24 protein-coding genes are annotated in these 25087 nt (G+C 66.1%); 13 read left to right on the plus strand and 11 right to left on the minus strand.

Going from position 1 to position 25087, the window contains the following annotated elements:
- The first annotated feature begins 2 nt into the window (after positions 1 to 2).
- The 4 genes from secF (at position 3) to ACX9NE_RS11875 (ending at position 5909) form a co-directional block, all read left to right on the plus strand.
- The gene (gene secF / locus ACX9NE_RS11860; protein WP_459363888.1) at positions 3 to 1274 is read left to right on the plus strand and encodes a protein translocase subunit SecF; all 1272 of its coding nucleotides are present in this window, start codon (positions 3 to 5) and stop codon (positions 1272 to 1274) included.
- 6 nt (positions 1275 to 1280) lie between these two features.
- Positions 1281 to 2945 carry an ABC transporter substrate-binding protein gene (locus ACX9NE_RS11865; protein WP_459363887.1) on the plus strand — a complete coding sequence of 555 codons (1665 nt, stop codon included), beginning with the start codon at positions 1281 to 1283 and terminating at the stop codon, positions 2943 to 2945.
- Positions 2927 to 3484, plus strand: coding sequence for an adenine phosphoribosyltransferase (locus tag ACX9NE_RS11870; RefSeq protein WP_459363886.1), 558 nt, complete (start codon positions 2927 to 2929; stop codon positions 3482 to 3484). Before ACX9NE_RS11865 ends, ACX9NE_RS11870 begins: the two co-directional genes overlap by 19 nt.
- A 64-nt stretch (positions 3485 to 3548) precedes the next feature.
- The gene (locus ACX9NE_RS11875) at positions 3549 to 5909 is read left to right on the plus strand and encodes a RelA/SpoT family protein (protein ID WP_459363885.1); all 2361 of its coding nucleotides are present in this window, start codon (positions 3549 to 3551) and stop codon (positions 5907 to 5909) included.
- A 5-nt stretch (positions 5910 to 5914) separates the two neighbouring features.
- Here the strand turns inward: ACX9NE_RS11875 and ACX9NE_RS11880 are convergent, their stop codons facing one another.
- A complete protein-coding gene (locus ACX9NE_RS11880; protein WP_459363884.1) occupies positions 5915 to 7081 on the minus strand; it encodes a serine/threonine-protein kinase in 1167 nt (388 codons plus the stop codon).
- 45 nt (positions 7082 to 7126) lie between these two features.
- Positions 7127 to 8029 (minus strand): peptidylprolyl isomerase, encoded by a 903-nt coding sequence (locus tag ACX9NE_RS11885; RefSeq protein WP_459363883.1) that lies wholly within the window; start codon positions 8027 to 8029, stop codon positions 7127 to 7129.
- A 43-nt stretch (positions 8030 to 8072) separates the two neighbouring features.
- Between ACX9NE_RS11885 and ACX9NE_RS11890 the strand changes: the two genes are divergently transcribed.
- The 3 genes from ACX9NE_RS11890 (at position 8073) to ACX9NE_RS11900 (ending at position 11161) form a co-directional block, all read left to right on the plus strand.
- Entirely contained in the window at positions 8073 to 8747 is a 675-nt protein-coding gene (locus ACX9NE_RS11890) for an MBL fold metallo-hydrolase (RefSeq protein ID WP_459363882.1), read from the plus strand.
- Positions 8744 to 10003: a histidine--tRNA ligase gene (hisS, locus tag ACX9NE_RS11895; RefSeq protein WP_459363881.1), complete on the plus strand. Its 1260-nt coding sequence runs from the start codon at positions 8744 to 8746 to the stop codon at positions 10001 to 10003. The genes ACX9NE_RS11890 and hisS overlap by 4 nt, the downstream gene beginning before the upstream one ends.
- Before the next feature lie 141 nt (positions 10004 to 10144).
- Positions 10145 to 11161: an Rv2578c family radical SAM protein gene (locus tag ACX9NE_RS11900; RefSeq protein WP_459363880.1), complete on the plus strand. Its 1017-nt coding sequence runs from the start codon at positions 10145 to 10147 to the stop codon at positions 11159 to 11161.
- On the opposite strand, the gene ACX9NE_RS11905 is transcribed toward ACX9NE_RS11900, so the two are convergent.
- A complete protein-coding gene (locus ACX9NE_RS11905; protein ID WP_459363879.1) occupies positions 11158 to 12723 on the minus strand; it encodes a purple acid phosphatase family protein in 1566 nt (521 codons plus the stop codon). The genes ACX9NE_RS11900 and ACX9NE_RS11905 overlap by 4 nt on opposite strands.
- Before the next feature lie 56 nt (positions 12724 to 12779).
- Complete coding sequence (locus ACX9NE_RS11910; RefSeq protein WP_459363878.1) at positions 12780 to 13625, minus strand: patatin-like phospholipase family protein; 846 nt, start codon at positions 13623 to 13625, stop codon at positions 12780 to 12782.
- A 62-nt stretch (positions 13626 to 13687) separates the two neighbouring features.
- On the opposite strand from ACX9NE_RS11910, the gene ACX9NE_RS11915 reads away from it, so the two are divergent.
- On the plus strand, positions 13688 to 14125 hold the full coding sequence (locus ACX9NE_RS11915) for a hypothetical protein (protein WP_459363877.1): 438 nt from the start codon (positions 13688 to 13690) through the stop codon (positions 14123 to 14125).
- 43 nt (positions 14126 to 14168) lie between these two features.
- On the opposite strand, the gene ACX9NE_RS11920 is transcribed toward ACX9NE_RS11915, so the two are convergent.
- The 3 genes from ACX9NE_RS11920 to ACX9NE_RS11930 form a co-directional block, all read right to left on the minus strand.
- Positions 14169 to 14309, minus strand: a complete 141-nt coding sequence (locus ACX9NE_RS11920) for a hypothetical protein (RefSeq protein ID WP_459363876.1) — start codon at positions 14307 to 14309, stop codon at positions 14169 to 14171.
- An 8-nt stretch (positions 14310 to 14317) separates the two neighbouring features.
- Entirely contained in the window at positions 14318 to 15001 is a 684-nt protein-coding gene (locus ACX9NE_RS11925) for a class I SAM-dependent methyltransferase (protein ID WP_459363875.1), read from the minus strand.
- A gap of 320 nt (positions 15002 to 15321) precedes the next feature.
- Positions 15322 to 15834: a helix-turn-helix domain-containing protein gene (locus ACX9NE_RS11930; protein ID WP_459363874.1), complete on the minus strand. Its 513-nt coding sequence runs from the start codon at positions 15832 to 15834 to the stop codon at positions 15322 to 15324.
- A 76-nt stretch (positions 15835 to 15910) separates the two neighbouring features.
- Between ACX9NE_RS11930 and ACX9NE_RS11935 the strand changes: the two genes are divergently transcribed.
- A complete protein-coding gene (locus ACX9NE_RS11935; protein ID WP_459363873.1) occupies positions 15911 to 16696 on the plus strand; it encodes an aldolase in 786 nt (261 codons plus the stop codon).
- A gap of 31 nt (positions 16697 to 16727) precedes the next feature.
- The gene (locus ACX9NE_RS11940; RefSeq protein WP_459363872.1) at positions 16728 to 17606 is read left to right on the plus strand and encodes a dihydrodipicolinate synthase family protein; all 879 of its coding nucleotides are present in this window, start codon (positions 16728 to 16730) and stop codon (positions 17604 to 17606) included.
- 3 nt (positions 17607 to 17609) lie between these two features.
- On the opposite strand, the gene ACX9NE_RS11945 is transcribed toward ACX9NE_RS11940, so the two are convergent.
- The 3 genes from ACX9NE_RS11945 to ACX9NE_RS11955 form a co-directional block, all read right to left on the minus strand.
- The gene (locus ACX9NE_RS11945) at positions 17610 to 18824 is read right to left on the minus strand and encodes a cytochrome P450 family protein (protein WP_459363871.1); all 1215 of its coding nucleotides are present in this window, start codon (positions 18822 to 18824) and stop codon (positions 17610 to 17612) included.
- Positions 18821 to 19699, minus strand: coding sequence for a KPN_02809 family neutral zinc metallopeptidase (gene ypfJ, locus ACX9NE_RS11950; RefSeq protein WP_459363870.1), 879 nt, complete (start codon positions 19697 to 19699; stop codon positions 18821 to 18823). The genes ACX9NE_RS11945 and ypfJ overlap by 4 nt, the downstream gene beginning before the upstream one ends.
- Positions 19700 to 19836: 137 nt before the next feature.
- Complete coding sequence (locus ACX9NE_RS11955) at positions 19837 to 20733, minus strand: oxidoreductase (RefSeq protein WP_459363901.1); 897 nt, start codon at positions 20731 to 20733, stop codon at positions 19837 to 19839.
- 58 nt (positions 20734 to 20791) lie between these two features.
- Between ACX9NE_RS11955 and aspS the strand changes: the two genes are divergently transcribed.
- Both aspS and ACX9NE_RS11965 read left to right on the plus strand, forming a co-directional pair.
- Positions 20792 to 22594, plus strand: a complete 1803-nt coding sequence (gene aspS / locus ACX9NE_RS11960; protein ID WP_459363900.1) for an aspartate--tRNA ligase — start codon at positions 20792 to 20794, stop codon at positions 22592 to 22594.
- Positions 22591 to 23019 carry a nitroreductase family deazaflavin-dependent oxidoreductase gene (locus tag ACX9NE_RS11965; RefSeq protein ID WP_459363869.1) on the plus strand — a complete coding sequence of 143 codons (429 nt, stop codon included), beginning with the start codon at positions 22591 to 22593 and terminating at the stop codon, positions 23017 to 23019. The genes aspS and ACX9NE_RS11965 overlap by 4 nt, the downstream gene beginning before the upstream one ends.
- Positions 23020 to 23328: 309 nt before the next feature.
- Here the strand turns inward: ACX9NE_RS11965 and ACX9NE_RS11970 are convergent, their stop codons facing one another.
- Positions 23329 to 23718 carry an MmcQ/YjbR family DNA-binding protein gene (locus tag ACX9NE_RS11970; protein WP_459363868.1) on the minus strand — a complete coding sequence of 130 codons (390 nt, stop codon included), beginning with the start codon at positions 23716 to 23718 and terminating at the stop codon, positions 23329 to 23331.
- An 87-nt stretch (positions 23719 to 23805) separates the two neighbouring features.
- Here ACX9NE_RS11970 and ACX9NE_RS11975 point away from each other — a divergent pair, with 87 nt between their 5' ends.
- Positions 23806 to 24849: an FUSC family protein gene (locus ACX9NE_RS11975; RefSeq protein WP_459363867.1), complete on the plus strand. Its 1044-nt coding sequence runs from the start codon at positions 23806 to 23808 to the stop codon at positions 24847 to 24849.
- Positions 24850 to 25087 lie beyond the last annotated feature (238 nt).

Below are 25087 nucleotides of genomic sequence, written 5' to 3' on the forward strand. Positions count from 1 at the left end.
CCATGGCGTCCAAGCCCGACACCACAACCGACGTCGTCGAGCTCGATGAAGAGCCGAAAAGCACTGGGCCGCAACACAGTTTCCTGTCCCGGCTGTACACCGGCACTGGTGCCTTCGAGGTGGTCGGTCGCCGCAAGCTGTGGTACGGCGTAAGCGGGGCGATCATGGCGATCGCGGTGCTGGCGATCATCATCCGCGGATTCACCTTCGGCATCGACTTCAAGGGCGGCACCACGGTGTCGATGCCGTCGGCCGGTGCCGGCGGCACGGTCAGTGTCACGCAGGTGGAAAATGTGTTCCACAAGACCATTGGCAAGGACCCCGAATCGGTGGTCACCGTCGGCAAGGGTTCGTCGGCCACCGTGCAGATCCGTTCGGAAACCCTGTCCAATGAGCAGACCGAGAAGCTGCGCAATGCCCTTTTCGACGCGTTCCATCCCAAGGGCGCCGACGGCAATCCCAGCAAGAAGGCCATCAGTGACGCGGCTGTATCGGAGACCTGGGGTGGTCAGATCACCAAGAAGGCGGTGATCGCGCTGGTGGTGTTCTTGGTGTTGGTCGCCATCTACATCACCGTGCGCTACGAGCGGTACATGACCATTTCAGCCATCGCGGCCATGATCTTCGACCTGACCGTTACCGCGGGTGTCTACGCGTTGGTGGGCTTCGAAGTCACCCCCGCCACGGTCATCGGATTGCTGACGATCCTCGGTTTCTCCCTTTACGACACCGTCATCGTGTTCGACAAGGTCGAGGAGAACACCCACGGTTTCCAGCACACCGCCCGCCGCACCTTCGCCGAACACGCGAACCTGGCCGTCAACCAGACGTTCATGCGGTCGATCAACACCAGCCTGATCTCGGTGCTGCCGGTGCTGGCGCTGATGGTGGTGGCGGTCTGGCTACTGGGTGTCGGCACGCTCAAAGACCTGGCGCTGGTGCAGCTCATCGGCATCATGGTCGGGACCTACTCCTCGATCTTCTTCGCCACCCCGTTGCTGGTCACCCTGCGGGAACGCACCGAGCTGGTGCGCACCCACACCCGTCGGGTGCTGCGCCGCCGTAACGCGGGCGCGGTCACCGACAAGAAGTCCGCGCGCGCAGATTCCCCGGCCGACGCGGACGCCGACGACTCCGGAGAAACCAGAGAAGAGCCCGCTGAGGCCGGCGCCCCCAGCAAGCCCGCCGCCAACAAACCGGCGCCAGGTGCCCGGCCGGTGCGCCCCAGCGGCGCGCGGCGCCCCACCGGTAAGCGAAACGCCGGCAAACGGTAGGGCCGCATGTCGATCCGGTCTCGCTGGCTGGGAGCCGTGCTGGCCGCCGGTGTGACGGCCGTGCTGGCCGGCTCCACCCTGACCGCTTGCTCCGGGAGTGCCGCGGGGCAGATCTCCTATGTGGTTGACGGCGTGCTCTCCACCTACAACACCAACACAGTGCTGGGCGCCGCGTCCGCCGGCGCCCAGGCATTCGCCCGGACGCTCAGCGGGTTCGGCTATCACGGACCAGACGGGCAGGTCGTCGCCGACCACGACTTCGGAACCATCTCGGTGGTGGGTGGGGCGCCCCTGGTGCTCGACTACCAAATCGCCGACAACGCAGTGTATTCCGACGGCAAGCCGGTGACGTGTGACGACCTGGTGCTGGCCTGGGCGGCCCAATCGGGGCGCTTTGGCGGTTTCGACGCCGCCAGTCAGGCCGGTTACGTCGACATCGCCAATATCGAGTGCACACCCGGTCAGAAGAAGGCCCGGGTCTCGTTCATCCCGGACCGCGGCGTCGTCGACTACACCCAACTGTTCACCGCGACCTCGATGATGCCCTCGCACGTCATCTCCGACACGCTGGGCACCGACATCACCACGGCGCTGCTGACCAACAAAGGCGCGGTGATCGAACAGGTCGCCAAGCTGTGGAACAGCACGTGGGACCTCAAGCCCGGCGTCAAAGCCGAAGAGGTTCTCAAGCGCTTCCCGTCGTCCGGACCGTACAAAATCGAGCGCGTCCTGGACGGCGGCGCGGTGGTGCTGGTCGCCAACGACCGCTGGTGGGGCGCCAAGGCGATCACCAAGCGGATCACCGTGTGGCCGCTGGGGGGCGACATCCAAGACCGGGTGAACAACCGCAGCGTCGACGTCGTCGACGTGGCGGCCGGATCTTCGGGCGCGCTGGCGACCCCGGATAACTATGAGCGCGCCGATTCGCCCTCAGCCGGGATCGAGCAGCTGATCTTCGCCCCGCAGGGGCCGCTCGCGGCCAGCTCTGCCCGTCACGCGTTCGCGTTGTGCACCCCGCGTGACATGATCGCCCGCGATGCCGGGGTCCCGATCGCAAACTCGCGCCTATCGCCGGCGGCCGACGACGCGGTGTCAGCGGCCGACGGCGCCGCCGAGGCCGCTCAGTTCACCAAGGCCGATCCGAATGCCGCCCGCGCTGCGCTGAACAACGTCGCGCTGACGGTACGCATCGGCTATCGAGGGCCCAACGCGCGGTTGGCGGCCACCGTCGGGTCTATCGCAGCGGCGTGCGCCCCGGCCGGAATCACCGTCTCGAATGTGACTCTGGACACATCGGGTCCCCAGGCGTTGCGGGACGGAAAGATCGACGTGCTGCTGGCCAGCACCGGGGGAGCCAGCGGCAGCGGATCGACCGGATCGTCGTCGATAGACGCCTATGACCTGCACAGCGGCAACGGAAACAACCTGTCTGGCTACGCAAATCCACAGGTCGACGGGATCATCGGCGCGCTCGCGGTCTCTGCCGACCCCGCCGAGCGTGTCAGATTGCTGGCTGAGGGAGCGCCGGTACTCTGGGGAGACATGCCAACGTTGCCGTTGTACCGGCAGCAGCGGACGTTGTTGATGTCGAAAAAGATGTATGCCGTGAGCAGGAATCCGACGCGCTGGGGAGCGGGCTGGAACATGGACCGATGGGCGTTGATGCAGTGATAAACCTGAGGGGCAGGGCTCCCGTGGCCGACGTGATCGCGTCGCTGACCCGCGAGGTAGCAGACTTCCCGACGCCCGGGATTCAGTTCAAAGATCTCACCCCGCTGTTTGCCGACAGCGAGGCGATGTCCGCGGTGATCGAGGCTCTGGCCGACGTCGCGTCCGGCGCCGACCTGGTGGTCGGCATCGAGTCGCGCGGAGCCGTGGTCGCCGCCGCCCTCGCCACGCGGTTGGGCACGGGCCTGCTGTCCATCCGGAAAAGTGGCAAGGTGCCGCCGCCGGTCCTCAGCGAGGATTACCAGATGGAGTACGGCACCGCGTCCATGGAGATCCCGGCCGACGGCGTTGATCTGGCCGGACGCAACGTAGTGCTGATCGACGACGTACTGGCTACCGGCGGCACACTGAGCGCCGCCAGCCGGTTGCTCAAGCGGGTCGGCGCGAACGTCACCGGTGCTGCGGTCGTCCTGGAAATGGAGGCACTGGGCGGCCGCGACGCGATCGCGCCGCTGCCGGTGCACAGTTTGAGCCTGGCATAGCCCCGACATCGGTCGCCGGAAGAGCGCGAGTTCCGAGATATCCTCTATGGCGGAGGTGACTGACGTGGCGGACGACCAAAGCACGCTGCAAGCTGCCGCGCCACCCACCGAGCCGCTACCTGTCGCGGAGATCCCCGAGCCGACGGCCGAGCCGCTCAAGACCACCAGCAGCGCGTCGCGCCGGGTTCGCGCCCGGTTGGCGCGTCGGATGACGGCACGCAGCGGCGCCATCAACCCGGTGCTCGAGCCATTGGTCGCGGTGCACCGGGAGGTCTATCCCAAGGCGGATCTGTCGATCCTGCAGCGGGCCTACGAGGTCGCCGATCAGCGGCACGCCAACCAGTTCCGCCACTCCGGCGACCCCTACATCACCCACCCCCTGGCCGTCGCCACCATTTTGGCCGAGTTCGGCATGGACACCACCACACTGGTGGCCGCGCTGTTGCACGACACGGTCGAGGACACCGGTTATACCCTCGAGCAACTGTCCGAGGACTTCGGTGAGGAGGTCGGCCACCTCGTCGACGGCGTGACCAAGCTGGATCGCGTCGAACTGGGCAGCGCGGCCGAAGGCGAGACCATCCGCAAGATGATCATCGCCATGGCCCGTGACCACCGCGTGCTGGTGATCAAGGTGGCTGACCGGTTGCACAACATGCGCACCATGCGCTTCCTGCCGCCCGAGAAGCAGGCGCGCAAGGCCCGCGAGACGTTGGAAGTCATTGCGCCCCTTGCGCATCGGCTGGGGATGGCCAGCGTCAAGTGGGAGCTGGAAGACCTCTCGTTCGCGATTCTGCATCCCAAGAAATACGACGAGATCGTTCGGCTGGTCGCGGGCCGCGCGCCGTCCCGCGACACCTACTTGGCCAAGGTCCGTACCGAGATCACCAACACGCTCAACGCTTCGAAGATCAAGGCGACGGTAGAGGGCCGGCCCAAGCACTACTGGTCGATCTACCAGAAGATGATTGTCAAAGGTCGCGACTTCGACGACATCCACGACCTGGTCGGGGTACGCATCCTGTGCGACGAGATCCGGGATTGTTACGCCGCCGTGGGCGTGGTGCACTCGCTGTGGCAGCCGATGGCCGGGCGGTTCAAGGACTACATCGCTCAGCCCCGGTACGGCGTGTACCAGTCGCTACATACCACGGTCGTCGGGCCCGAGGGCAAGCCGCTGGAAGTGCAGATCCGCACCAACGACATGCACCACACGGCCGAATACGGCATCGCCGCACACTGGCGCTACAAGGAAGCCAAAGGCCGCAACGGTGTTCCGCATCCGCTGGCCGCCGCCGAGATCGACGACATGGCCTGGATGCGTCAGCTGCTCGACTGGCAACGTGAGGCTGCCGATCCCGGTGAGTTCCTCGAGTCCCTGCGTTACGACCTTGCCGTTCAGGAGCTTTTCGTCTTCACCCCCAAAGGCGACGTGATCACGCTGCCCACCGGGTCCACGCCGGTGGACTTCGCCTACGCGGTGCACACCGAGGTGGGCCACCGCTGCATCGGCGCCCGCGTCAATGGACGGCTGGTGGCGCTGGAACGCAAGCTGGAAAACGGGGAAGTCGTCGAGGTTTTCACTTCGAAGGCGCAGAATGCCGGCCCGTCGCGAGACTGGCAGCAGTTCGTCGTGTCGCCGCGGGCGAAGACGAAAATCCGGCAGTGGTTCGCCAAGGAGCGGCGGGAGGAGGCGCTCGAGGCCGGTAAGGAGGCCATGACCCGCGAGGTACGCAGGGCCGGACTTCCGTTGCAGCGCTTGGTCAATGGCGAGTCGATGGCCGCGGTGGCCAGGGAGTTGCACTACACGGACGTCTCGGCGATGTACACCGCGATCGGCGAGGGGCACGTCTCGGCCCGCCATGTCGTGCAGCGGCTACTGGCCGAACTCGGCGGTATAGATCAGGCCGAGGAGGAACTGGCCGAGCGGTCGACGCCGGCGACCATGCTGCGGCGTCCTCGCAGCAACGAGGACGTGGGCGTTTCGGTCCCCGGTGCTCCCGGCATCCTGACCAAGCTGGCCAAGTGCTGCACGCCGGTACCCGGCGACCAGATCATGGGATTCGTCACCCGCGGCGGGGGAGTCAGCGTGCACCGCACCGACTGCACAAACGCCGCGTCGCTGCAGCAACAGGCCGAGCGCATCATCGAGGTGCTCTGGGCGCCGTCGGCATCGTCGGTGTTCCTGGTGGCGATCCAGGTCGAGGCGCTCGACCGGCACCGGCTCCTGTCGGACATCACCCGAGTGCTGGCCGATGAGAAGGTGAATATCCTGTCGGCGTCGGTCACCACGTCGGGCGACCGGGTGGCGATCAGCCGGTTCACCTTCGAGATGGGCGACCCCAAACATCTCGGGCACCTGCTCAACGTCGTGCGCAATGTCGAAGGTGTCTATGACGTATACCGGGTGACGTCGGCTTCTTAGCCGGGCTACGGCGCTCCGGACTCTTCGGTGGTCGTGTCGTAGGTATCGGTCGAATCCGTTTGGTTTTTTCTGGACGGCTCGCCGCTCGTCTCGGTCGTCGTCTCCGGCGTCGCGCTGGTGGTCGATGCCGTCGTCGCGGGCATCGGGTTGTTCGAGCCGTTGTCGTCGCCGGACACAAACGCCACCAGCGCCGCCACCAGCACCAACGCCAGGCCCGAAGCGGCGACCGTCGCGATCAACATGGTGCGGCTGCTCGCCCTGCCCGGGGATGGCGCGGGGGGCGGGGTATCGGAGCCCGACGGGACCAGGCCCGCCGGCGCCGCAGCAGGCGGCGGCGGCGGTAGTGCCATGCCGGCGCCACCGAGTGCGGCGCGGGCGGCCTCGGCGAACTCGGTCACCGTCTGATACCGGGCATCGGGGTCCTTGGCCATTCCGCGGGCGATTACCGCGTCAAAGGCGGGGGCAAGGTCGGGAGCGATGGCGGTGGCTCGCGGTGGCGGGGTGTGCAGGTGGCCGGAGACCTGCTCCGCGAAGCTGTCGCCCGGGTAGGGCCGCGACCCGGTGAGGCACTCATACATCGTGCACGCCAGCGCGTAGACGTCGGCACGGGCATCCGTTGTGCCACTGAAGCGTTCGGGTGCCAGATAGGCCAGCGTGCCCATCGTCATCCCGGTGGCGGTCAGGGCCGTGTCAGTGGTGGCGCGGGCGATGCCGAAGTCGATCAGGTAGACGAAGTTGCGGGCGTTGGCGACCAGGATGTTCGAGGGCTTGACGTCACGGTGCACCAGTCCCGCCCGATGCGCGCTGTCCAGCGCCGCCGCAACCTGTTCGATGATCGCGACGGTTTGTTCCGCGCTGAGCCGGCCGCCGTTCTCGGCGATGAATCGGGACAGATCGCGGCCCTCGACGAGCCGCATATCGACATAGAGCCGGCCGTCGATCTCGCCGAAGCTGTGGATGGGCACTACATGAGGGTCGTTGAGGCTGGCCGCCGTTCGAGCCTCTCGGCGGAACCGGTGTTCGAACTCCTTGTCCTCGACCAGGTTCGGTGGCAGCACCTTGATCGCGACGACGCGGTCGGTCTGAGTGTCATAGGCGCGATAGACCTGCCCCATGCCGCCGCGACCCAGCAGCCCCTGCAACTGGTACCGACCGAACGAGCTCTCGGCCACGAATCTCCTCCCGGACAAGCGGTCGCCCACCCCCGGGAGACCACGTTAGTCGAGCAGGATCGAGGTGATGGTCACATCCAGCGCCGGGGGGCCGTCCTCGCCACCACCGGCGACACCGGCTGCGGCGATTTTGTCCAGGGTGGCCAATCCGTCGGCCTGAATGGTGCCGAAAACCGTGTACTCCGGCGGCAGCGCCGAGTCGCGGTAGACCAGGAAGAACTGGCTGCTGTTGGTGTTGGGTCCGGCGTTGGCCATGGCCAGGGTGCCGCGGGGATAGATGACCGGCTCTTTCAGCTTGGGGTCGTTAGGCGGGTACTGGTCGGTGGGGTATTCGTTGGCGAACTGGTAGCCCGGGCCGCCGGTGCCGTCTCCCTTCGGGTCACCGCACTGCAGCACCGACAGCGACGCCGAGGTGGTCAGCCGGTGGCACTTGGTGTCCTTGAAGAACCCTTGGTTGGTCAGGCTGGCGAAACTGTTGACCGTGCAGGGTGCTTGGTTGTTGGCCAACAGCAGGCCGATGTTGCCCTGGTTGGTCACCATGCTGACGCTCACCTGCGCCGGCTCGGTGGGCACCTTCCCGGTCCGCGGCGGCTTGACGGGCTTGACGGCCTTGTCTGGTGACGCTGGGTACTGGCAGTTTGCGCCTAAATTGGGCGCTGCCTTGAACGGCGGCAACGGCACGGCGTTGCCGAGCTGCACCGGCGGCAGACCGGCGACCGACGAGCTGGGCGCCCCGCTGCTCGACGTGGTCGACGCCGAGGGGCTGGCCTTGTGGTCGTCCTTGCTGACGACCACGGCGACCACCACGGCCGCCACCAGCACCACCGCGGCGACCGCGCCCCCGGCGATAGTCAGAACGCGGCGGCGCTTGGCCTGCTTGGCGCGGCGTTCCAGCTGCCGCTCGAGTTTGCGCTTGGCTGTAGCACGTCGCTGCTGATTGGTCGGCACGGCCGCTATCATTCCATGCGTCCGGGGATGGAAAACTGGGACCGTGTTGATCACCGGATTTCCCGCCGGACTGTTGCAGTGCAACTGTTACGTGCTGGCCGAGCGCCCAGGCGCCGACGCCATCGTCGTCGATCCGGGCCAGCGTGCGATGGCGCAACTACGAGAAATCCTCGACAAGAATCGGCTGACCCCGGCAGCGGTACTGATCACCCACGGTCACATCGACCACATGTGGTCGGCGCAGAAGGTCTCCGATACCTTCGGCTGCCCCACCTATATCCATCCCGAGGACCGGTTCATGCTGAAGGACCCGATCTACGGCCTCGGTCCGCGGGTGGCGCAGGTGTTCGCGGGCGCATTTTTCCGTGAGCCACGCCAGGTGGTCGAGCTGGACCGGGACGGCGACAAGATCGACCTCGGTGGCGTATCGGTCAACGTAGACCACACGCCGGGGCACACCCGCGGATCGGTGTGCTTCCGCGTCCTGCAGGCGGCGAAGAACGATGCCGACGTCGTGTTCACCGGCGACACCCTGTTCGAACGTTCCGTGGGCCGCACCGACCTGTTCGGTGGCAGCGGCCGGGATCTGCTGCGCTCGATCGCGAATAAATTGTTGGTGCTCGACGACCGGACCGTGGTACTACCCGGACATGGCAATTCGACCACGATCGGCGCCGAACGTCGGTACAACCCGTTTATCGAAGGCTTGACCCCGTGACGGAATTCGTTGCACCCAAAGGGGTTCCCGACTACTTTCCGCCGGATTCCGCCCAGTTCGTCGCCGTTCGCGACGGGTTGCTCTCGGCAGCCGGCCGTGCCGGATACGGCTACATCGAATTGCCGATTTTCGAGGACACCGCGCTATTCGCGCGCGGAGTCGGCGAATCCACAGATGTGGTGTCCAAGGAGATGTACACCTTCGCCGACCGCGGCGACCGTTCGGTAACGCTGCGGCCCGAGGGCACAGCGGGGGTGGTGCGTGCGGTTATCGAGCACGGCCTGGACCGCGCTGCGCTGCCGGTCAAGCTCTGCTACGCCGGCCCGTTCTTCCGCTACGAGCGGCCACAGGCCGGCCGGTATCGCCAGTTGCAACAGGTTGGTGTCGAAGCGATCGGCGTCGACGACCCGGCGCTGGACGCCGAGGTGATCGCCGTTGCCGACGCCGGATTCCGCTCGCTGGGTTTGGCCGGCTTCCGGCTGGAGATCACCTCGCTAGGTGACGACAGCTGCCGGCCTCAGTATCGGGAATTGTTGCAGGACTTCCTCTTAGGCCTCGATCTGGATGAGGCGACCCGCCAGCGCGCGCACCTGAACCCGCTGCGGGTGCTCGACGACAAACGTCCCGAGGTGAAGGCAATGACCGCCGATGCGCCGGTGCTGCTCGACCACCTCTCCGATGCCGCAAAGCAACATTTCGACACGGTGCTCTCGCACCTGGACGCGCTCGGGGTCGCATATGTCATCAACCCGCGCATGGTTCGCGGCTTGGACTACTACACCAAGACCACCTTCGAGTTCGTGCACGACGGGCTGGGCGCCCAGTCGGGCATCGGCGGTGGCGGCCGCTACGACGGTCTCATGAAAGAGCTTGGCGGACAGGACCTGTCCGGCATCGGATTCGGGCTGGGTGTGGACCGGACGCTGTTGGCGCTGCGTGCGGAGGGCAAGAGTGTGGGTTCTGTGGCGCGGTGCGAGGTGTTTGGCGTGCCGCTGAGCGAGGCGGCCAAATTGCGGCTCGCGGTGCTGAGCGGTGCGCTGCGAGCGGCAGGCGTCCGCATCGACCTGGCCTATGGCGACCGCGGGCTCAAAGGCGCGATGCGTGCGGCCGACCGCTCCGGTGCCCGACTGGCACTGGTTGCCGGAGACCGGGACTTGAATGCCGGCACCCTCGGCGTGAAGGATCTAAGCTCGGGGGAGCAGGTGTCGGTACCGATCGATTCGGTTGTGGCTGAAGTGCTCTCGCGACTGACGTAGGCGCTCGCGGCGTGCGCGAGTGGCCGCGTGTTGCCGGCGACACGCCGCAGTGTCCGTACATTCGCGGCCCTTCGCGAGAGTGGACCGGCCGATGGCGGGAAACCCCTTGACGTCGCATCGAACTATTGTTCGAATGGATACATGCGTTGGTCAGGTCAAGCGGTGGCTGTCAACGGAACACCCGTCGATGACGGGGCGTTGCCCGGCCTGCAGCGACTGGGCCTGCTCAAGAGTGTGCGGGTGCCGCAATTCGAGGGCATGACGTTTCACGAGGTGCTGTGCAAGTCGGCGCTGAACAAGGTCCCCAACTCCGCCGCGCTGCCGTTCCGCTACACCGTGAACGGCTACCGCGGGTGCTCGCACGCCTGCCGCTACTGCTTCGCCCGCCCCACCCACGAATACCTGGACTTCGACGTCGGGGCGGACTTCGACTCGCAGATCGTGGTCAAGACCAACGTAGTCGAGGTGCTGCGGCAGGAGCTCAAGCGACCCTCGTGGCGGCGCGAAACGGTCGCACTCGGCACCAATACCGACCCCTACCAGCGCGCCGAGGGCCGCTACGCGCTGATGCCCGGCATCATCACCGCACTCGCCGACTCCGGAACGCCGATGTCCATCCTGACCAAGGGCACCCTGCTGCGCCGCGATCTTCCGCTGATCAGCCAGGCCGCACACCAAGTCCCATTGTCGGTGGCAATCTCCCTGGCGGTGGGCGACGCGGAACTGCACCGCGAGGTTGAACCGGGAACGCCCACGCCGCAGGCGCGGCTGGCGCTCGTCTCGGCCGTGCGCGAGGCCAACCTCGGCTGCCACGTCATGGTTGCGCCGGTGCTACCGCACCTCACCGATTCGACTGAGCACCTCGACGCGTTGCTTGAACGGATCGCCGCTGCCGGCGCCACCAGCGTCACGGTCTTCGGGTTACATTTGCGTGGCGCCACCCGTGGCTGGTTCATGTCCTGGCTGGCCCAGTCCCATCCCGAGTTGATCGCCCGGTACCGGGACCTCTACAGTCGGGGCGCCTACCTGCCGCAGGGCTACCGCGACATGCTGCGCGAGCGTGCCAGGCCGCTGATCGCCAAGTATGGGCTGGGCGCCGACCCCAGACCGCTGCGGGCCGACGTGACGCCGCCGACCACGCAGCCGACGCTGTTTTAGCGGCGCGGCTTGGTCAGCGTGAATCGGTCGACGGCAGTGACCGCGCCGTATGGCCCCTGGACCGCGTAGTAGGTCGCCGCGATCGAGGTGTTGCCCCCCGGCGCGCCAGGCTCGACGTCGAAAGCCAAGAAGCCGTACGGGTTATCGCGGTCGCGGAAAGCCGACCACGGTGCGTCCTCCATCACATAGATCGGTGGCCTGAGCCCCCGCGCCTCATCGAAGGCGCCGACGCCGGTGATCACCTGGCACCGCAGGTCGGGGAAGAACGACCCGTTTGTGGGCACCGAGGTTCCGCCTCCGCCGATGACGACGTGCACGGTTCCCCGGGTCACGTCGATCACATCGGTGCGGGTGTCCACGGGGATCGGGGTCCGGGTGTCGGTACCCATCGTGCCGCGCAGTGGGTGCGAGCGCTCGTAGTGGTGCTCGTGCCCGCACAACACCAGATCGACGTTGTACTGATCGAACAACGGCAGCCACTCCTGGCGGATTCCCAGGTCCGCGCCGTTAGCCTTGGCCGTGGAGATCGCCGTCTGGTGCATGCACACCACCACCCAGTCGATACCCGGGTCGCGCCGCGCCGCCGCCAGTTCCCCGGTAAGCCAACGCTTCTGCTCGCCCGCAGAGTATCCGTGCACGTAGGAATTGCCGCCGTCCTGATAGGCCACGTCGTCGTTGTTCAGACTTATTATCCGCACTGCGCCGGCCGTGAACGAGTACCACAGGCCCCGCAATTGTTCGCTCGCCCTCGAGTCCGGCACCGAGAAGTAGGTCTGATACGCGCCGTAACCGATTGGCCCGTTGCCCAATTCGTTTTCATGGTTGCCCGCCGCGGGCATCCACGGGCGGTAGCGCGCCGAACGGGTGTTGTTGACAAACCAATCCGACCAGGCGCGGATGCGGTCTCGCGCAAGGTTGGCGTAGCACAGGTCGCCGTTGACCAGATTGAAAAGCGGTGCCATGCGTTCGATCGCCACCGTGGTGTCGGCCGCCGCGGGTGATCCGATGTGGTCGCTGACGTATCGGCCGTCGGTCAATGCGCTCAGGGTCGGCGTCGACTGGTCACCGAAGCTGGTGAAGCGGAACGGCTTTCGCCCTGACGGTGCGGTTCGGAAGGTGCCCAGCTCGGGGTGAGCACCGTCGTGTACCGCGGCGTACACGTACTCGGTGTCCGGGGTGAGGCCGGTCAACCGGGCGTGGTTGACCCGGACCTCGATGTTGGACAGGGCGTCTCGGTAGGTCCGTGTTTCGGCTGACACGGTGCTGCCCAGGCCGGACGCCGGCAAACCAATCATCACCCGCGGATTGCGGACCGCGTCCGTGGTATGCCAGGACACCACCGCCTCGGTGCCGGCATCCCGCCCGAACTGCAGATGCAGACCGCCGACCGGTGGTGCCGCGCCTCGATCCGGCTGATACCACAATTCCGGACGCTGTGATCGCAGCAGCGCGGCCCCGCCCGCTCCGATGCCTGCGCCGAGAACGCCGGCCACCGCGCCCGTCGTCACCAGAGTGCGCCGGCTGACGCCTCGCGAATGGCTTGGTGCAGGGTCGTCGCTCATGGGGTGGTTCTTACCCGACCCGGGTTAACGTCGACGGAACGATCCTGTCCAGGTGCCTAGTGGCGGTGTGGCTCCAGCAACGCCGCTTGTCCGGTTGCCGGGGGGTGGCCCGCCAGCCATTCACGGGTCGCGGCATGCGACCGCTCGATCAGCGTCGCCCCGTGCGAGAAGTCGGCGCCGGAAATGGCCACTGGACACAGGGGGCGGATGACGTGCAGTTCACAGACGTTTTCGTAGCGTGCGATGTCGGTGGCCAGGCGATGATTCAGCGCGATTGTCATGGCGTGCAGTGCCATGTTCACCGCAGACTTCGGGGTCGCGGGAAGGTCGCACGAGTAGCCCGTCGGCAATACCCACACCCGGTCGGCGCCCAGCGCGACCGCATGCGAGACCGGCGTGTTGTTCACCACACCGCCGTCCATCAGGTCGCGTCCGTCGATATTCACCGGGGGAAAGATTCCGGGTATCGCTGCGCTGGCGGTTATCGCGTCCACCGCGTTGCCTGATGACAACAAGACGTCGGTGCCTGAGACCACGTCGGTGGCCACCACGTGGAGCGGGATGGGTGCGTCCTGCAGCCTGGTGAACTGCAGCCTGTCCCGGAGAATGCGCCGCAGACCGGAATTGGGCACCAAATGGGTGCGACGGCCGAACATGCCGAGCACGCTGGAGAGCGGGTGGGCGGGGAATACCTGCTGGCGCGTCAGCGACACCCACAGATCGGCCAGCCCTCGGATGCCCGCAGCGTCCGCCCGCGATGCGAGCCAGGCGCCGTTGACCGCGCCGACAGAGGTACCCACGATCAGGTCCGGAGTTATCCCCTCATCGGCCAGGGCACGCAGCATGCCGACATGGATCGCCCCCAAGCTCGCCCCTCCGGACAACACGAATGCTGTGGGCACAGATCGATGTTACGGACGTTTGTCCGATTTTGGCAGGTAACGCATCCGGTAGCGTTTCCGATATGAGGAACGTGCGAACTTTGGCCAGCGCGGTCGCGGCCGCAGTGCTCAGTGGAGCTTTCGTGCCGCTGCCCGCGACCGCCCACGCAGACCCGGCCGGTCATCAGGTGACCTACACGATCACCGCCACCGGCAACCTGACCGGCAACGTCCGCTACATGAGCAGCGACCCGCCGAGTCAGGCCGCCTACGACGCCAACTCATCCCAGTTCATGACCACCGTGCCGGCGACCTTCTCCGCTGACCAGCCGCTGGTCTACACCACCACCCTGGCGAACCCGAATCAGTGGGCAATCGTCAGCGCCAGCGGCGGCTGCCACTGGCCGGACTGTGGTTCGGGCAGCACTCCGGAACTGCGCTGCGAGATATCCGTCGATGGCCAGGTCGTCGACACGCGAAGTGCGACCACCGGAGTCACCTGCTCGACGCGGCCCTGGTAGCAGACAGACCGAAGCCGGCGGGGGCGATGCGGCCCCGCCGGCTCTAACGAGCTTCATATTCGGCGATCTCGCCGACGACGAAGCTGAACAACGGTTGCGACAGCTGCGCGTCGAAGAACGAGCCTCGATTGCCGTGCGGGCCCGGGTTGGCGGCAACCCACGACCGGACCTCAATGCGGTCCAACAGTCACATCAGCGTTGCAGCGAGGCCGTCAGCCATTCCGACGACTGCGAGTCCTCGGTGTCCAAGCTCATCCCGGCTTCGGCGAGCAGTGATCGCAGTGCTTCAACGCCGACGCGATGAGCTTCGAACGACTGGGTCAGGCTCTGCCCGGCGTACTCCAGCGTGAATTCACCCAGGACGACATCGCCGTCGTTGTGCAGGATGGTCATCGTCTGCAGCATCTCGCCGTCGGTGCGCTGGTAGGTGCCGGCGGGTCGCTGGGCGAACCACTGCGGGGATCGCCACTGAATGATGGCTTTGCCAGTGGGACTGAGGTGGTGTGCGACGGTCGCCAGGAAACCTCGACGAAGTTCCAGTGGCGGATAGTTGACCAGGCTGCTCGCCAGCAGCACGGCGTCGAACTTTCCGGGTAGCCGCAAGTCCTCGATGCGAGCCTGAACGGTATCGGCACCGTGCACGTGCACAAGCATGTCGGCGGAATCGTCCACCGCGGTGACCTGGTGACCGAGAGCGGCCAGCGGGTTGGCTATCCGTCCCACGCCGGACCCCAAGTCCAGAATCGTGCTGCCAGGCGCGAGTTCCGACGTGATCAGATCGATTTCTGCAGTCGCCGACACGCGGCGGTAGATCTCCACCAAACTGCCGTCACTGGTGATCGGGCTGCCGGGGTTCATCTGGTCGTCAGTGTGCATAGCGTCTCTGAGCCTAGGTTTTGTTGGGTTTGCTGACGAGAACCCGAGCCAGCGGGGAGGATCAGTTCCCGCTGGACGGGCTGGGTGTCAGTCGGTGATTTCGTCGACGACGAATGAGATCAAGCCGTAGGTGGTCTCTTCCGTGGCGAACAGCGTTTCATGGGACACGATTTATCTCCTTTCTGTGTCAATATTTGCTGGTTATCGTTACACGTTGCCACATTATGACAATGTGTAACTAACAAGCTACGTTACACATCGCGAAGATGCGTATCCCATAGCGGGGCCTACCCGTGTCCCCCGATCAGGGGACACGCGGATCAGTGACCGGGGTGGGTGACGACGACAACCTCGGCCGGCTCCGGGCCAACTGCCCTGAGCTGATGGCCGACGGAGGCGTCGAAATACGCACTGTCTCCCGCGCCCAGAGTGATGATCTGTTTGCCGTAGGTCAGTTCGACGACGCCGGCATGCACAAAAACAAACTCCTGGCCGGCATGCTTGGGGTGCGGATCGTCACACGCCGCTTGAGTTGGCCGGACGACGAACGGGGACATGGATTTGGCCAGCAACGTCGTGGCCAGCGCGCGGTAGCGGCCGCCGGCAAGATCGGCGCGGTCGACGGTGATCCGGTCCTCGGCGGCAGCGTCGGAGAAAAGCCTGCCGACGTCGACATCGAGTGCCCGCGCCACTTTCAGGGCCACCGCGATCGAGGGCGTGCTCTGACCCCGCTCGATCTTGGAAAGGTAACTTTTCGTCAGTCCGCTCTGCGCGGCCAGCTGTTCGAGGGTGAGGCCCCGTTGCTTGCGGATTGTCCGAAGGAGAGCGGTCACCGGCGACGCCTCTCATGACACAAAGTTTCCTATAGTGCTACTATCGTGTCACACATTCCCGATCTGGGGGTCGCTGATGGCAACCACTTTCTCAGAGTCGAAAGCCGAATTGATGCGTCGAGCGCAGGAACGTCTGGACGCCCAGAGTCCTGATTCCCAGTTGACCACCAGGCAGAAAGTCGCGCTCACCTGCCGGGCCCTGTTCGACGCCGGTCACGACTCGGGACTGGCCGGGCAGATCACCGCGCGCGCCGAGCAGTCGGGCACCTTCTACACCCAGCGCCTGGGCCTGGGCTTCGACGAGATCACCGAGGGCAACCTGCTGCTGGTCGACGAGGACCTCAATGTCTTGGCAGGATCCGGAATGGCCAACCCGGCCAACCGGTTTCACAGCTGGATCTATCGCGCCCGGCCGGATGTGCAATGCATCGTGCACACCCATCCGTTCCATGTGGCAGCGCTGTCCATGCTCGAGGTGCCGCTGGTCGTCTCGCACATGGATGTCACGCCGCTCTACGACGATTGCGCGTTTCTGGCCACCTGGCCGGGTGTGCCGGTCGGCAACGAGGAGGGCGAGATCATCTCCGCGGCGCTCGGCGATAAGAAGGCCGCCCTGCTGGCACATCATGGGCAGGTGGTGGCCGGCGCCAGTGTGGAAGAGGCATGTTCACTGGCGGTATTGATCGAGCGCGCCGCGAAGTTGCAGCTGGCAGCCATGGCCGCCGGCACCGTCAAAGAGCTGCCCGCCGAACTGGCTCGCGAGGCGCATGACTGGACGCTCACGCGCTCGCGCAGCAGGGCGAACTTCGCCTACTATGCACGCCGTACCCTGGCGCGTCACCCGGATGCTCTCGACGGCTAAGCGACTGTCCGCCAACAGAATTCGAGGAAACATGCCTGAGATCCACGGAATCATCGCCTACCCGGTCACCCCCTTCACCGCCGATACGGCCGCCGTCGACACCAAGAGGCTGACGGCACTGGTCGATCGCCTGGTGTCTTCCGGGGTCCACGCCATCGCCCCGCTCGGCAGCACCGGCGAGCTGGCCTACCTAGACGAATCGGAGTTCGATGCCGTCGTAGACGCCACGATGGCCGCTGTCAGCGGCCGGGTCCCGGTCGTGGTCGGCGTGTCAGATCTGACTACCGCCAGCACAATTCGGCGTGCCCAATACGCCGAACAGGCGGGGGCCGAAGCGGTGATGATCCTGCCGGTCTCCTACTGGAAGCTCACCGACCGCGAGATCGCTCAGCACTACCGCAGCATCGGCGCGTCGATCGGTATCCCGATCATGGCCTACAACAACCCGGCCACCAGTGGCGTGGACATGAGCCCCGAATTGCTGGTCACCTTGTTCGACAACATCGACAATGTCGCAATGGTGAAGGAGTCCACCGGTGACCTGAGCCGGATGCGCCGGATCGCCGAACTCAGCGAGGGCCAGCTGCCGTTCTACAACGGCAGTAATCCGCTGGTGCTCGATGCGCTGCGGGTCGGGGCTTCCGGATGGTGCACCGCCGCACCAAATCTGAGACCACAGCCATGTATCGATCTGTACAACGCGGTGCGCGCGGACGATTTCGAGAAGGCGCAGATCCTTTACGACGACCTCAAGCCGCTGTTGCACTTCATCGTTGCGGGCGGGCTGCCCACCACCGTCAAGGCTGGCTTGGATCTGCTCGGCTTCCCGGTCGGCGACCCGCGGGCCCCGCTGCTGGCGCTCGATGACCAGGGTCGTGCCGAGTTGGCAGCCCTGCTGGCCGGTTCGTGAACCTCAGGCCAGCACCAGTGGCACCTGTTCGTAGCGGTTGAGCAGCGGAATGGGTTGCAGGCGTAGCTCTTCCGGCGCTACGGCCAGTTCGAGGCTCGGGAATCGGGTGATCAGTTCGCCGATGATGATTCCGGTCTCCAGCCGCGCCAGGTGTGAGCCCAGGCAGAAGTGGCTGCCCCTGCTGAATGCGAGATGGTCGTTCGGGCTGCGAGTGATGTCGAAACGGTCGGGGTCGGGGAATTGTGCGGGGTCGCGGTTGGCCGACGTCAGCAGCGTCGTCACCATCGCCCCACGTGGGATGGTGACTCCGTGCAGGGTGATGTCCTCGCCGGCGAAGGTCGTTGCTTCGGTGCCGCCGACGGTGCCGGAGTAGCGAAGAATCTCTTCGACGGCCCTGCCGATGAGTTGAGGCTGCTGTTGCAGCAGGCGAAGTTGGTCGGGGTGGGCGAGTAGCGCGGCGACGCCGTTGGTGATCACGTTCGGGGTGGTTTGGTAGTCGCCGGTGATGAGCAGGAACACCATCGCGACGATTTCGTCGTCGGTCGCGCTGCTGCCGTCTTCACGCGTATCGAGCAACGTGGTGATGATGTCCGGGCCAGGATGGACACGGCGCTGTTCAATCAGATCACGCAAATATGCGACGAACGCCTGCATCTGCTCGCCGGCGGAGTTCGCGTTGTGGTTCAGCATCGCCTCGAACAGCAGCTCGATGAAGCCGTAGAACGTGGACCGGTCCTTGCCTGGCACGCCGACCATTTCGCTGATCACCGTGGTTGGAGCCGGCAACGCGTACGTCTGGTGCAGGTCGATGCGCTGCCCGGGCTCGAAGCCGTCGAGCAATTCGCGTGCGACCGCGCGGATACGGTCCCGCAGTCGGGCGATCGCACGCGGGGTGAACGGCCGGCTCACCAGCTTGCGCAGCCGCAGGTGCGACGGGTCGTCCTGGTAGACCATCGTGTCGGTGGTCAGCAGGCGGATCGCCTCGGGCACCACCGAAGTGTCCTCGGCGGCGCCGTCGGGCGCTCGGCGGATCCGCGGGTCGGTGACCAGCTCCAGGCAGTCTTGGTAGCGAGAGATGAAGTAGACGTCCTGGTCCGGCGGTCGCAACGCCAATCGGCCCCGATAGACCGGCGACTCCCGGCGCATCCAGTCGTAGTACCGATGCTGGTCTGCGTTGAACTCAGCGGTGCCGACCGTGATCGGATGCTCGAGCCTCACCCCAGATCGTTGGTGTTGAACGTGTCGCACTTGTTCGGCTCGCCGGTCGAGTATCCGGTGGTGAACCACTTCTGTCGCTGCGCGGACGAGCCGTGGGTCCAGGACTCCGGGTTCACGCGCCCGTTCACCTGCCGCTGAATCCGATCATCACCCACCGATGCGGCCGCAGAGAGTGCGTCCTGAATGTCTTTGTCGCTCAACGGCTGCAGGAACGGCTGACCGGTACTCTCCTGCTTGACGGTGGACGCGTAGTGCGCCCACACCCCGGCGTAACAGTCGGCCTGCAACTCGGTACGGACCCCGCTGCCGGTGGCGCCCTGCGCTCCTGACTGGGCGCGTCCGAGTACCCCGAGAAGGTTCTGCACGTGGTGCCCGTACTCGTGGGCCACCACGTATTCTTCCGCGAAAGGTCCGCCGCTGGAACCGAACCGGGTGACCAGCACCTGGAAGAAATCGGTGTCGAAGTAGGCGGTCTTGTCCACCGGGCAGTAGAACGGACCGACGTCACTGCTGGCAGGGCCGCAACCGGTGCTCACCTGGCCGCTGAACAGTCGCAGGTGCGGGCGGGTGTACTTCGGCATCAGCTGCTTCCACACCGCGTCCAAAGAGTTGCTGGTCGCGACCACGCGGCACTGCACGTACTTGTTGGCATCGGCTCCGGTCTTGCATCGGCTCAAGTCGAAACCCGGTGCCACGTCCTCGCGCGAGTCGAGCGGCTGCTGGCTGATCACGCCGCCGGGGTCGACGCCGAGCAGCATGGCCACCACCACCAACAGCAGACCGCCGATGCCACCACCAATAGCCATCCGGCCCATCCCGCCGCCCGAGGACGTCGCGGAACTGGTGTCGATCTGCATACCCTCGTTGAAGGTCATCGCACGCTCCCCGGAATTAGAGTTTCACCCGCGCGGAAACAGCCTATCGCTGCTGTGTGGCGGCGAACCGGGTGTGGGTGCAAGTGCGCAGGTTGCGCGGGAACGGTTTCCGGGCAATGAACAGTTCGCCGCAGCATTCAGCCGGGCCCGTCGCTGGCCGCGGCGAGCAGCGGTACCAACACGTCGCTGATCGGGGTGGCCAGGCCATGGACCCTGGCTTTGCGGATGATCACCCCGTTGCGCAAGTCCCATTCCATCTGCCGGTGCGCTTCCCGGTCCGCCAGGATCGAGGTGCCCATGTCTTCGGGGACCACCTGAAACGAACTCACCATGTGCTCTACCACGTCATCGCCGAGCCGTGCGCCTTCGGCGCGCGCCACGGCCAGGCACTCCGACACGTAGCGTCGCCCCAGTTCGGCCACGTCGTCGCGGCGGAACATACCGGACCGTCGTCCGGACAGCGCCATGAATCCGGCCAGGGCGTTGAGCAACAGTTTGCGCCAGTTCAGCGTGCGGAAATCGGGGTCGCAGTCCACCTGGCAACCCGCGCCGCGCAGCAGCTCGGCAAACGATTCGGCGGCCGGCCCGGTGGGCACCACCAGCGCCGCTTCGCCACGTAACCGCACCCACCCACCGGGCTGCGTCTCGGCCGAGAACCACACACTGCCGGGTATGACGTGCGGAGACCGGCAGTACGGCGCGACCTGTTCGACTTGTTCGACACCGTTCTGCAGGACGGCGACGATGGTGTTCTCGCCGCACAGCCGGGCCAGCCATGCCCGGGCCGCGGGGTTCTGAGTGGCTTTGACCGCAAGAATCAGCACGTCCACCGGTCCACTGACGCTGGCGGGCTCGGTATGCACCGGGCCGGGTACCACGACCGGGTCCGAACCGTCGGGTCGCAGTTCGATTCCTCGAGAATCGGGGCGGGGGGTGTGACCGCAGATCAGCACGCCGTGTCCGGCCGCGTGCAGCAGCGCGGCGACGGTCGTCCCGACGGCGCCGGGCCCCACGAGTGCAATATCGGTTGCGATGCAGCCAAAAGTACCGGCAGGATCGGGCAAATCAACCGGCCCTCTAGACTGGGCAGTCATTCTCACCCGGTGTAAAGGAGTATTTGTGCTGCGCAGCCACGCCGCGGGTTCGTTACGGGAGGGCGATGCCGGGCAGCAGGTGACCTTGGCCGGGTGGGTGGCCCGCCGCCGCGATCACGGGGGCGTGATCTTCATCGATCTGCGCGAGGCGTCCGGGGTCGCGCAGGTGGTGTTCCGCGAGCGTGAGGTGCTGGCCCAGGCGCACCGGCTGCGCTCGGAGTTCTGCATCGCCGTCACCGGTGTCGTCGAGATCCGCCCGGAAGGCAACGCGAACCCGGACATCGCCACCGGCGATATCGAAGTCAACGCCACGTCGCTGACCGTGCTGGGTGAATCGGCGCCGCTGCCGTTCCAGCTCGACGAGCCTGCGGGGGAGGAGCTGCGGCTGAAGTACCGCTACCTGGACCTGCGCCGCGACGGCCCGACCGCTGCAATCCGGTTGCGTTCCAAAGTCAATGCCGCGGCCCGGGAGGTGCTGGGGCGCCACGACTTCGTGGAGATCGAGACGCCGACGATCACCCGGTCGACGCCGGAAGGCGCGCGGGACTTCCTGGTGCCGGCACGACTGCACCCCGGGATGTTCTACGCGCTGCCGCAGAGCCCGCAGCTGTTCAAGCAGTTGCTGATGGTGGCCGGGATGGAGCGGTACTACCAGATCGCGCGCTGCTACCGGGACGAGGATTTCCGCGCCGACCGCCAGCCCGAATTCACCCAGCTCGACATGGAGCTCAGCTTCGTCGACGTCGAGGACGTCATCGCGATCTCCGAGGAGATCCTGACCGCACTCTGGGCACTGATCGGCTACCGGATCCCGACGCCCATCCCGCGGATGACGTACGCCGACGCGATGCGACGGTTCGGCTCCGACAAGCCCGATCTGCGGTTCGGGCTGGAGCTGGTCGAATGCACAGAGTTCTTCAAGGACACCACATTTCGGGTGTTCCAGGCACCCTACGTCGGCGCCGTCGTGATGCCGGGCGGCGCTTCGCAGCCGCGCCGCACACTGGACGGCTGGCAGGAATGGGCCAAGCAGCGCGGACACCGCGGCCTGGCCTACGTGCTGGTCGGTGAGGACGGAACCCTGGCTGGCCCGGTCGCCAAGAACCTGTCCGACGCCGAACGCGACGGGCTGGCCGCCCATGTCGGCGCCGAGCCCGGGGACTGCATCTTCTTCTCCGCCGGCCCGGTGAAAACGTCCCGGGCACTGCTGGGTGCGGCGCGTACCGAGATCGCGCGCCGGCTGGGCCTGATCGACCCGGACGCGTGGGCGTTCGTCTGGATCGTCGATCCGCCGTTGTTCGAGCCCGCCGAGGATGCCACGGCCTCCGGTGACGTGGCGGTGGGCGCGGGTGCCTGGACGGCGGTGCATCATGCGTTCACCTCACCCAAACGCGAGCACGAGGACAGCATCGAGGCCGATCCCGGCTCCGTACTGGCCGACGCCTACGACATCGTCTGCAACGGCAACGAGATCGGGGGAGGCTCCATCCGTATCCACCGCCGAGACATCCAGGAACGGGTGTTCGCGGTGATGGGCCTGGACCAGGCCGAAGCCGAGCAGAAATTCGGATTCCTGTTGGAGGCGTTCACCTTTGGTGCGCCGCCGCACGGCGGCATCGCGTTCGGCTGGGACCGCATCAACGCGCTGCTGTCCCACGTCGACTCGATCCGTGAGGTGATCGCATTCCCCAAGACCGGCGGCGGTGTCGACCCGCTGACCGATGCCCCGGCGCCGATCACCGCCCAGCAGCGCAAGGAGTCGGGAATAGACGCCAGACCGAGATCGGTTGACGGGGCATGAGACCAGACACCGACACGATCAAGGCATTCAACAACGGAATCGTCGACGAATTCCGTTCCAACGGGGGCAAAGTCGGCGGCCAATTCGCCAACGCCGATCTGCTGTTGCTCACCACTACGGGCGCCAGATCGGGTCAGCCCCGTATCGCACCCCTGGCCTATTTCCGCATCGACGGCAGGCTGATCATCATCGGGTCGTTCGCCGGAGCGCCGGTCGATCCGGCCTGGGTGCACAACCTGAGGGCGAATCCGTCCGCACATGTCGAGCTGGGCACCGAGGCGTTCGACGTCACGGCGCACGAACTGAACCGCGCCGAGCGCGACGCGATCTTCAAGCAGATCACCGCTGCGGCGCCCGGCTTCGCCGAGTACCAGGAGAAAACCGAGCGGGTCATTCCGCTGTTCGAGTTGCGCCCCCAAGCTTAAATCGTCAATGCCGTCAGCTCAGCGGCGAACTCGCCGCAGCCGGCGAACCTTTGGGGGGTCTTTTGCCGGCGTCTTGTTCATCACCCGATCAAGGGGTGAAGTACGGCGCGATGGTCGCTGAGCCGTGCCGGCTGAATGGCAAACGGCGGTGCCGGCGGGCCACTCAGCAGGTGGGATCGGCCGACGGCCCGCCCCAGGACCCTGGGGGCGCGATGTGCGATCAGGTCCGCGACGGCTGCCGCCGAAGTGGTGCTGGCCGATGTCGTCTCCGGACGAGCCGACGATCTGCAACAGGTGGTCGATCCGCGGTCAGGATGACCTGGCCAGAAACTCCTTGACCAGCTGCTTCGGCGCGTGGGCCAGCCATGCCTCGGTGATGAGCGCCCGCAGGTCTTCGACTGCGATGGCGGCCAGCTCTACCAGCACCGCGGGGTAACCGTCGAAGTGCGGGGTCGTGAAGTACACGTCCGGCTCGTCGGCGATCAGTGCGAGCTTCACCCCTTCGTCGGGCACCCGCACGCCGAGGATGTCGCCCGATGGCGGCTGTCTCCCGCTGCGGGTCAGCGCCTCAACGTCGGACTTGCGCAGCGGCCGCTCCCACGCCATCAACTTCTTGCCCACCCGCCAGTCGCGCGGTGACTGCTCGGTGGTCAGCGGCAGCTCACCGACGACGCGGGCCACGTCTTCCCAGGTGGCCACAGATCGATTGTGCGCTCGACGGCTCGAGTTCGGCGCGTTATCTCAAATTGCGACCGCCGTGGCCACGCGCTGCGGTAATTAACCCTCATGAGCACTTCGCTGCTGGCCAGAGCGTCACACACCGGTGTCGCCTCGGTGCGCCGTCTGCGCGCCGTTCTGTGGCCGATCACCCAGACGTCGGTCGCCGCCGGCCTGTCGTGGTACATCGCCCACAATCTGCTCGGCGAGCCGCAGCCGATCTTCGCGCCGCTGACCGCGGTGGTGAGTCTCTCGGCGACCAACATGGTCCGCGCGCGCCGGGCCGGACAGATGATCGTCGGCGTGGCGCTGGGGATCCTGCTCGGTGACCAGGTGGTCGGAATGCTGGGCGTCCGCGCGCTGGCCATCGCGATCGCGGTTCTCTTCTCGCTTTCCGTCGCGGTGCTGATCGGGCGGGGATTCTTCGCCCAGGGCGTGACGTTTTTCAATCAGACCGCCTCGGCGGCGGTTCTGGTTGTGGTGTTCGCCCATCAGGGCAGAGTGGTGAACGAACGGCTGATCGACGTGGTGATCGGCGGGGGACTGGCCCTGGTGTTCAGCATGCTGCTGTTTCCGGCCAATCCGGTCACCGTGCTCAGCAATGCGCGAGCCGGGGTACTGGCCGCGCTGCATGACATCCTCACTCAGGTCGTCGATGCGATGAGCGAACCCGACGGTCGCGACGCCGACTGGCAGTTGCCCGCCTTCGATCAGTTGCACCACCAGCTGGGCCGACTCATCGACGCGCGCAGTACCGCCCGGATGCTGACCCAGCGCTCGCCGCGACGATGGGGGTTACGCGACACCGTCCGCGTGTCCGACCGATACGCCGCGAAATTGGGCCTGCTTGCAGCGTGCGTGCTGCACCTCGCCCGCGCCGTCACCCCGGCGCTTGCGGAATGGAATCCGCCGGCCCTGTATGACGCGATCACCGACCTTGCGGCCGGGATTGCCCTTGCCGACGCCGATCCGCGGGCGGCGAGCGTGCATGCTTCGGCGGCTCGGCATTACGCGTCCGGGCTGCATGAAGCGGCGCAGACCACGAACCAGTCGGTGCTGGTCGCCCTGGTGGAGTCCTGCATCGACGACCTGGACCAGGTGATCGCTACTTAACCGACCGCGTCCGGTTGTGGCAGCGCGGCGCGGCGCCCAACCAGGCCAGCAGCTTGTCAGCGTGGTCACGACACGGGGGCCTTCGCCAGCGAGGTCGGCCAGCGACTTGATTTCGTGTCCCCGGACGGGCCGGCCCCTCTCTTCCCAGCGAACGGCGTTCCCGTTTGGGCGCGGAGTAGACCTGCGGTACAAACTGTCAGCAAGTCACGTGAGCTAGGCTTGCCGCCACCCGCTGACA

The organism is Mycobacterium sp. ML4 (assembly GCF_054515735.1).

What these genes read in the sequence shown, in the direction of transcription:
- ACX9NE_RS11975 (WP_459363867.1), top strand. Translation starts at nt 23,806, where the DNA reads ATGAGCACTTCGCTGCTGGCCAGAGCGTCACACACCGGTGTCGCCTCG.
- ACX9NE_RS11935 (WP_459363873.1), top strand. Translation starts at nt 15,911, where the DNA reads ATGGCAACCACTTTCTCAGAGTCGAAAGCCGAATTGATGCGTCGAGCG.
- ACX9NE_RS11915 (WP_459363877.1), top strand. Translation starts at nt 13,688, where the DNA reads ATGAGGAACGTGCGAACTTTGGCCAGCGCGGTCGCGGCCGCAGTGCTC.
- ACX9NE_RS11965 (WP_459363869.1), top strand. Translation starts at nt 22,591, where the DNA reads ATGAGACCAGACACCGACACGATCAAGGCATTCAACAACGGAATCGTC.
- secF (WP_459363888.1), top strand. Translation starts at nt 3, where the DNA reads ATGGCGTCCAAGCCCGACACCACAACCGACGTCGTCGAGCTCGATGAA.
- ACX9NE_RS11940 (WP_459363872.1), top strand. Translation starts at nt 16,728, where the DNA reads ATGCCTGAGATCCACGGAATCATCGCCTACCCGGTCACCCCCTTCACC.
- ACX9NE_RS11870 (WP_459363886.1), top strand. Translation starts at nt 2,927, where the DNA reads ATGGGCGTTGATGCAGTGATAAACCTGAGGGGCAGGGCTCCCGTGGCC.
- ypfJ (WP_459363870.1), bottom strand. Translation starts at nt 19,699, where the DNA reads ATGACCTTCAACGAGGGTATGCAGATCGACACCAGTTCCGCGACGTCC.
- ACX9NE_RS11925 (WP_459363875.1), bottom strand. Translation starts at nt 15,001, where the DNA reads ATGCACACTGACGACCAGATGAACCCCGGCAGCCCGATCACCAGTGAC.
- ACX9NE_RS11865 (WP_459363887.1), top strand. Translation starts at nt 1,281, where the DNA reads ATGTCGATCCGGTCTCGCTGGCTGGGAGCCGTGCTGGCCGCCGGTGTG.
- ACX9NE_RS11905 (WP_459363879.1), bottom strand. Translation starts at nt 12,723, where the DNA reads ATGAGCGACGACCCTGCACCAAGCCATTCGCGAGGCGTCAGCCGGCGC.
- ACX9NE_RS11900 (WP_459363880.1), top strand. Translation starts at nt 10,145, where the DNA reads ATGCGTTGGTCAGGTCAAGCGGTGGCTGTCAACGGAACACCCGTCGAT.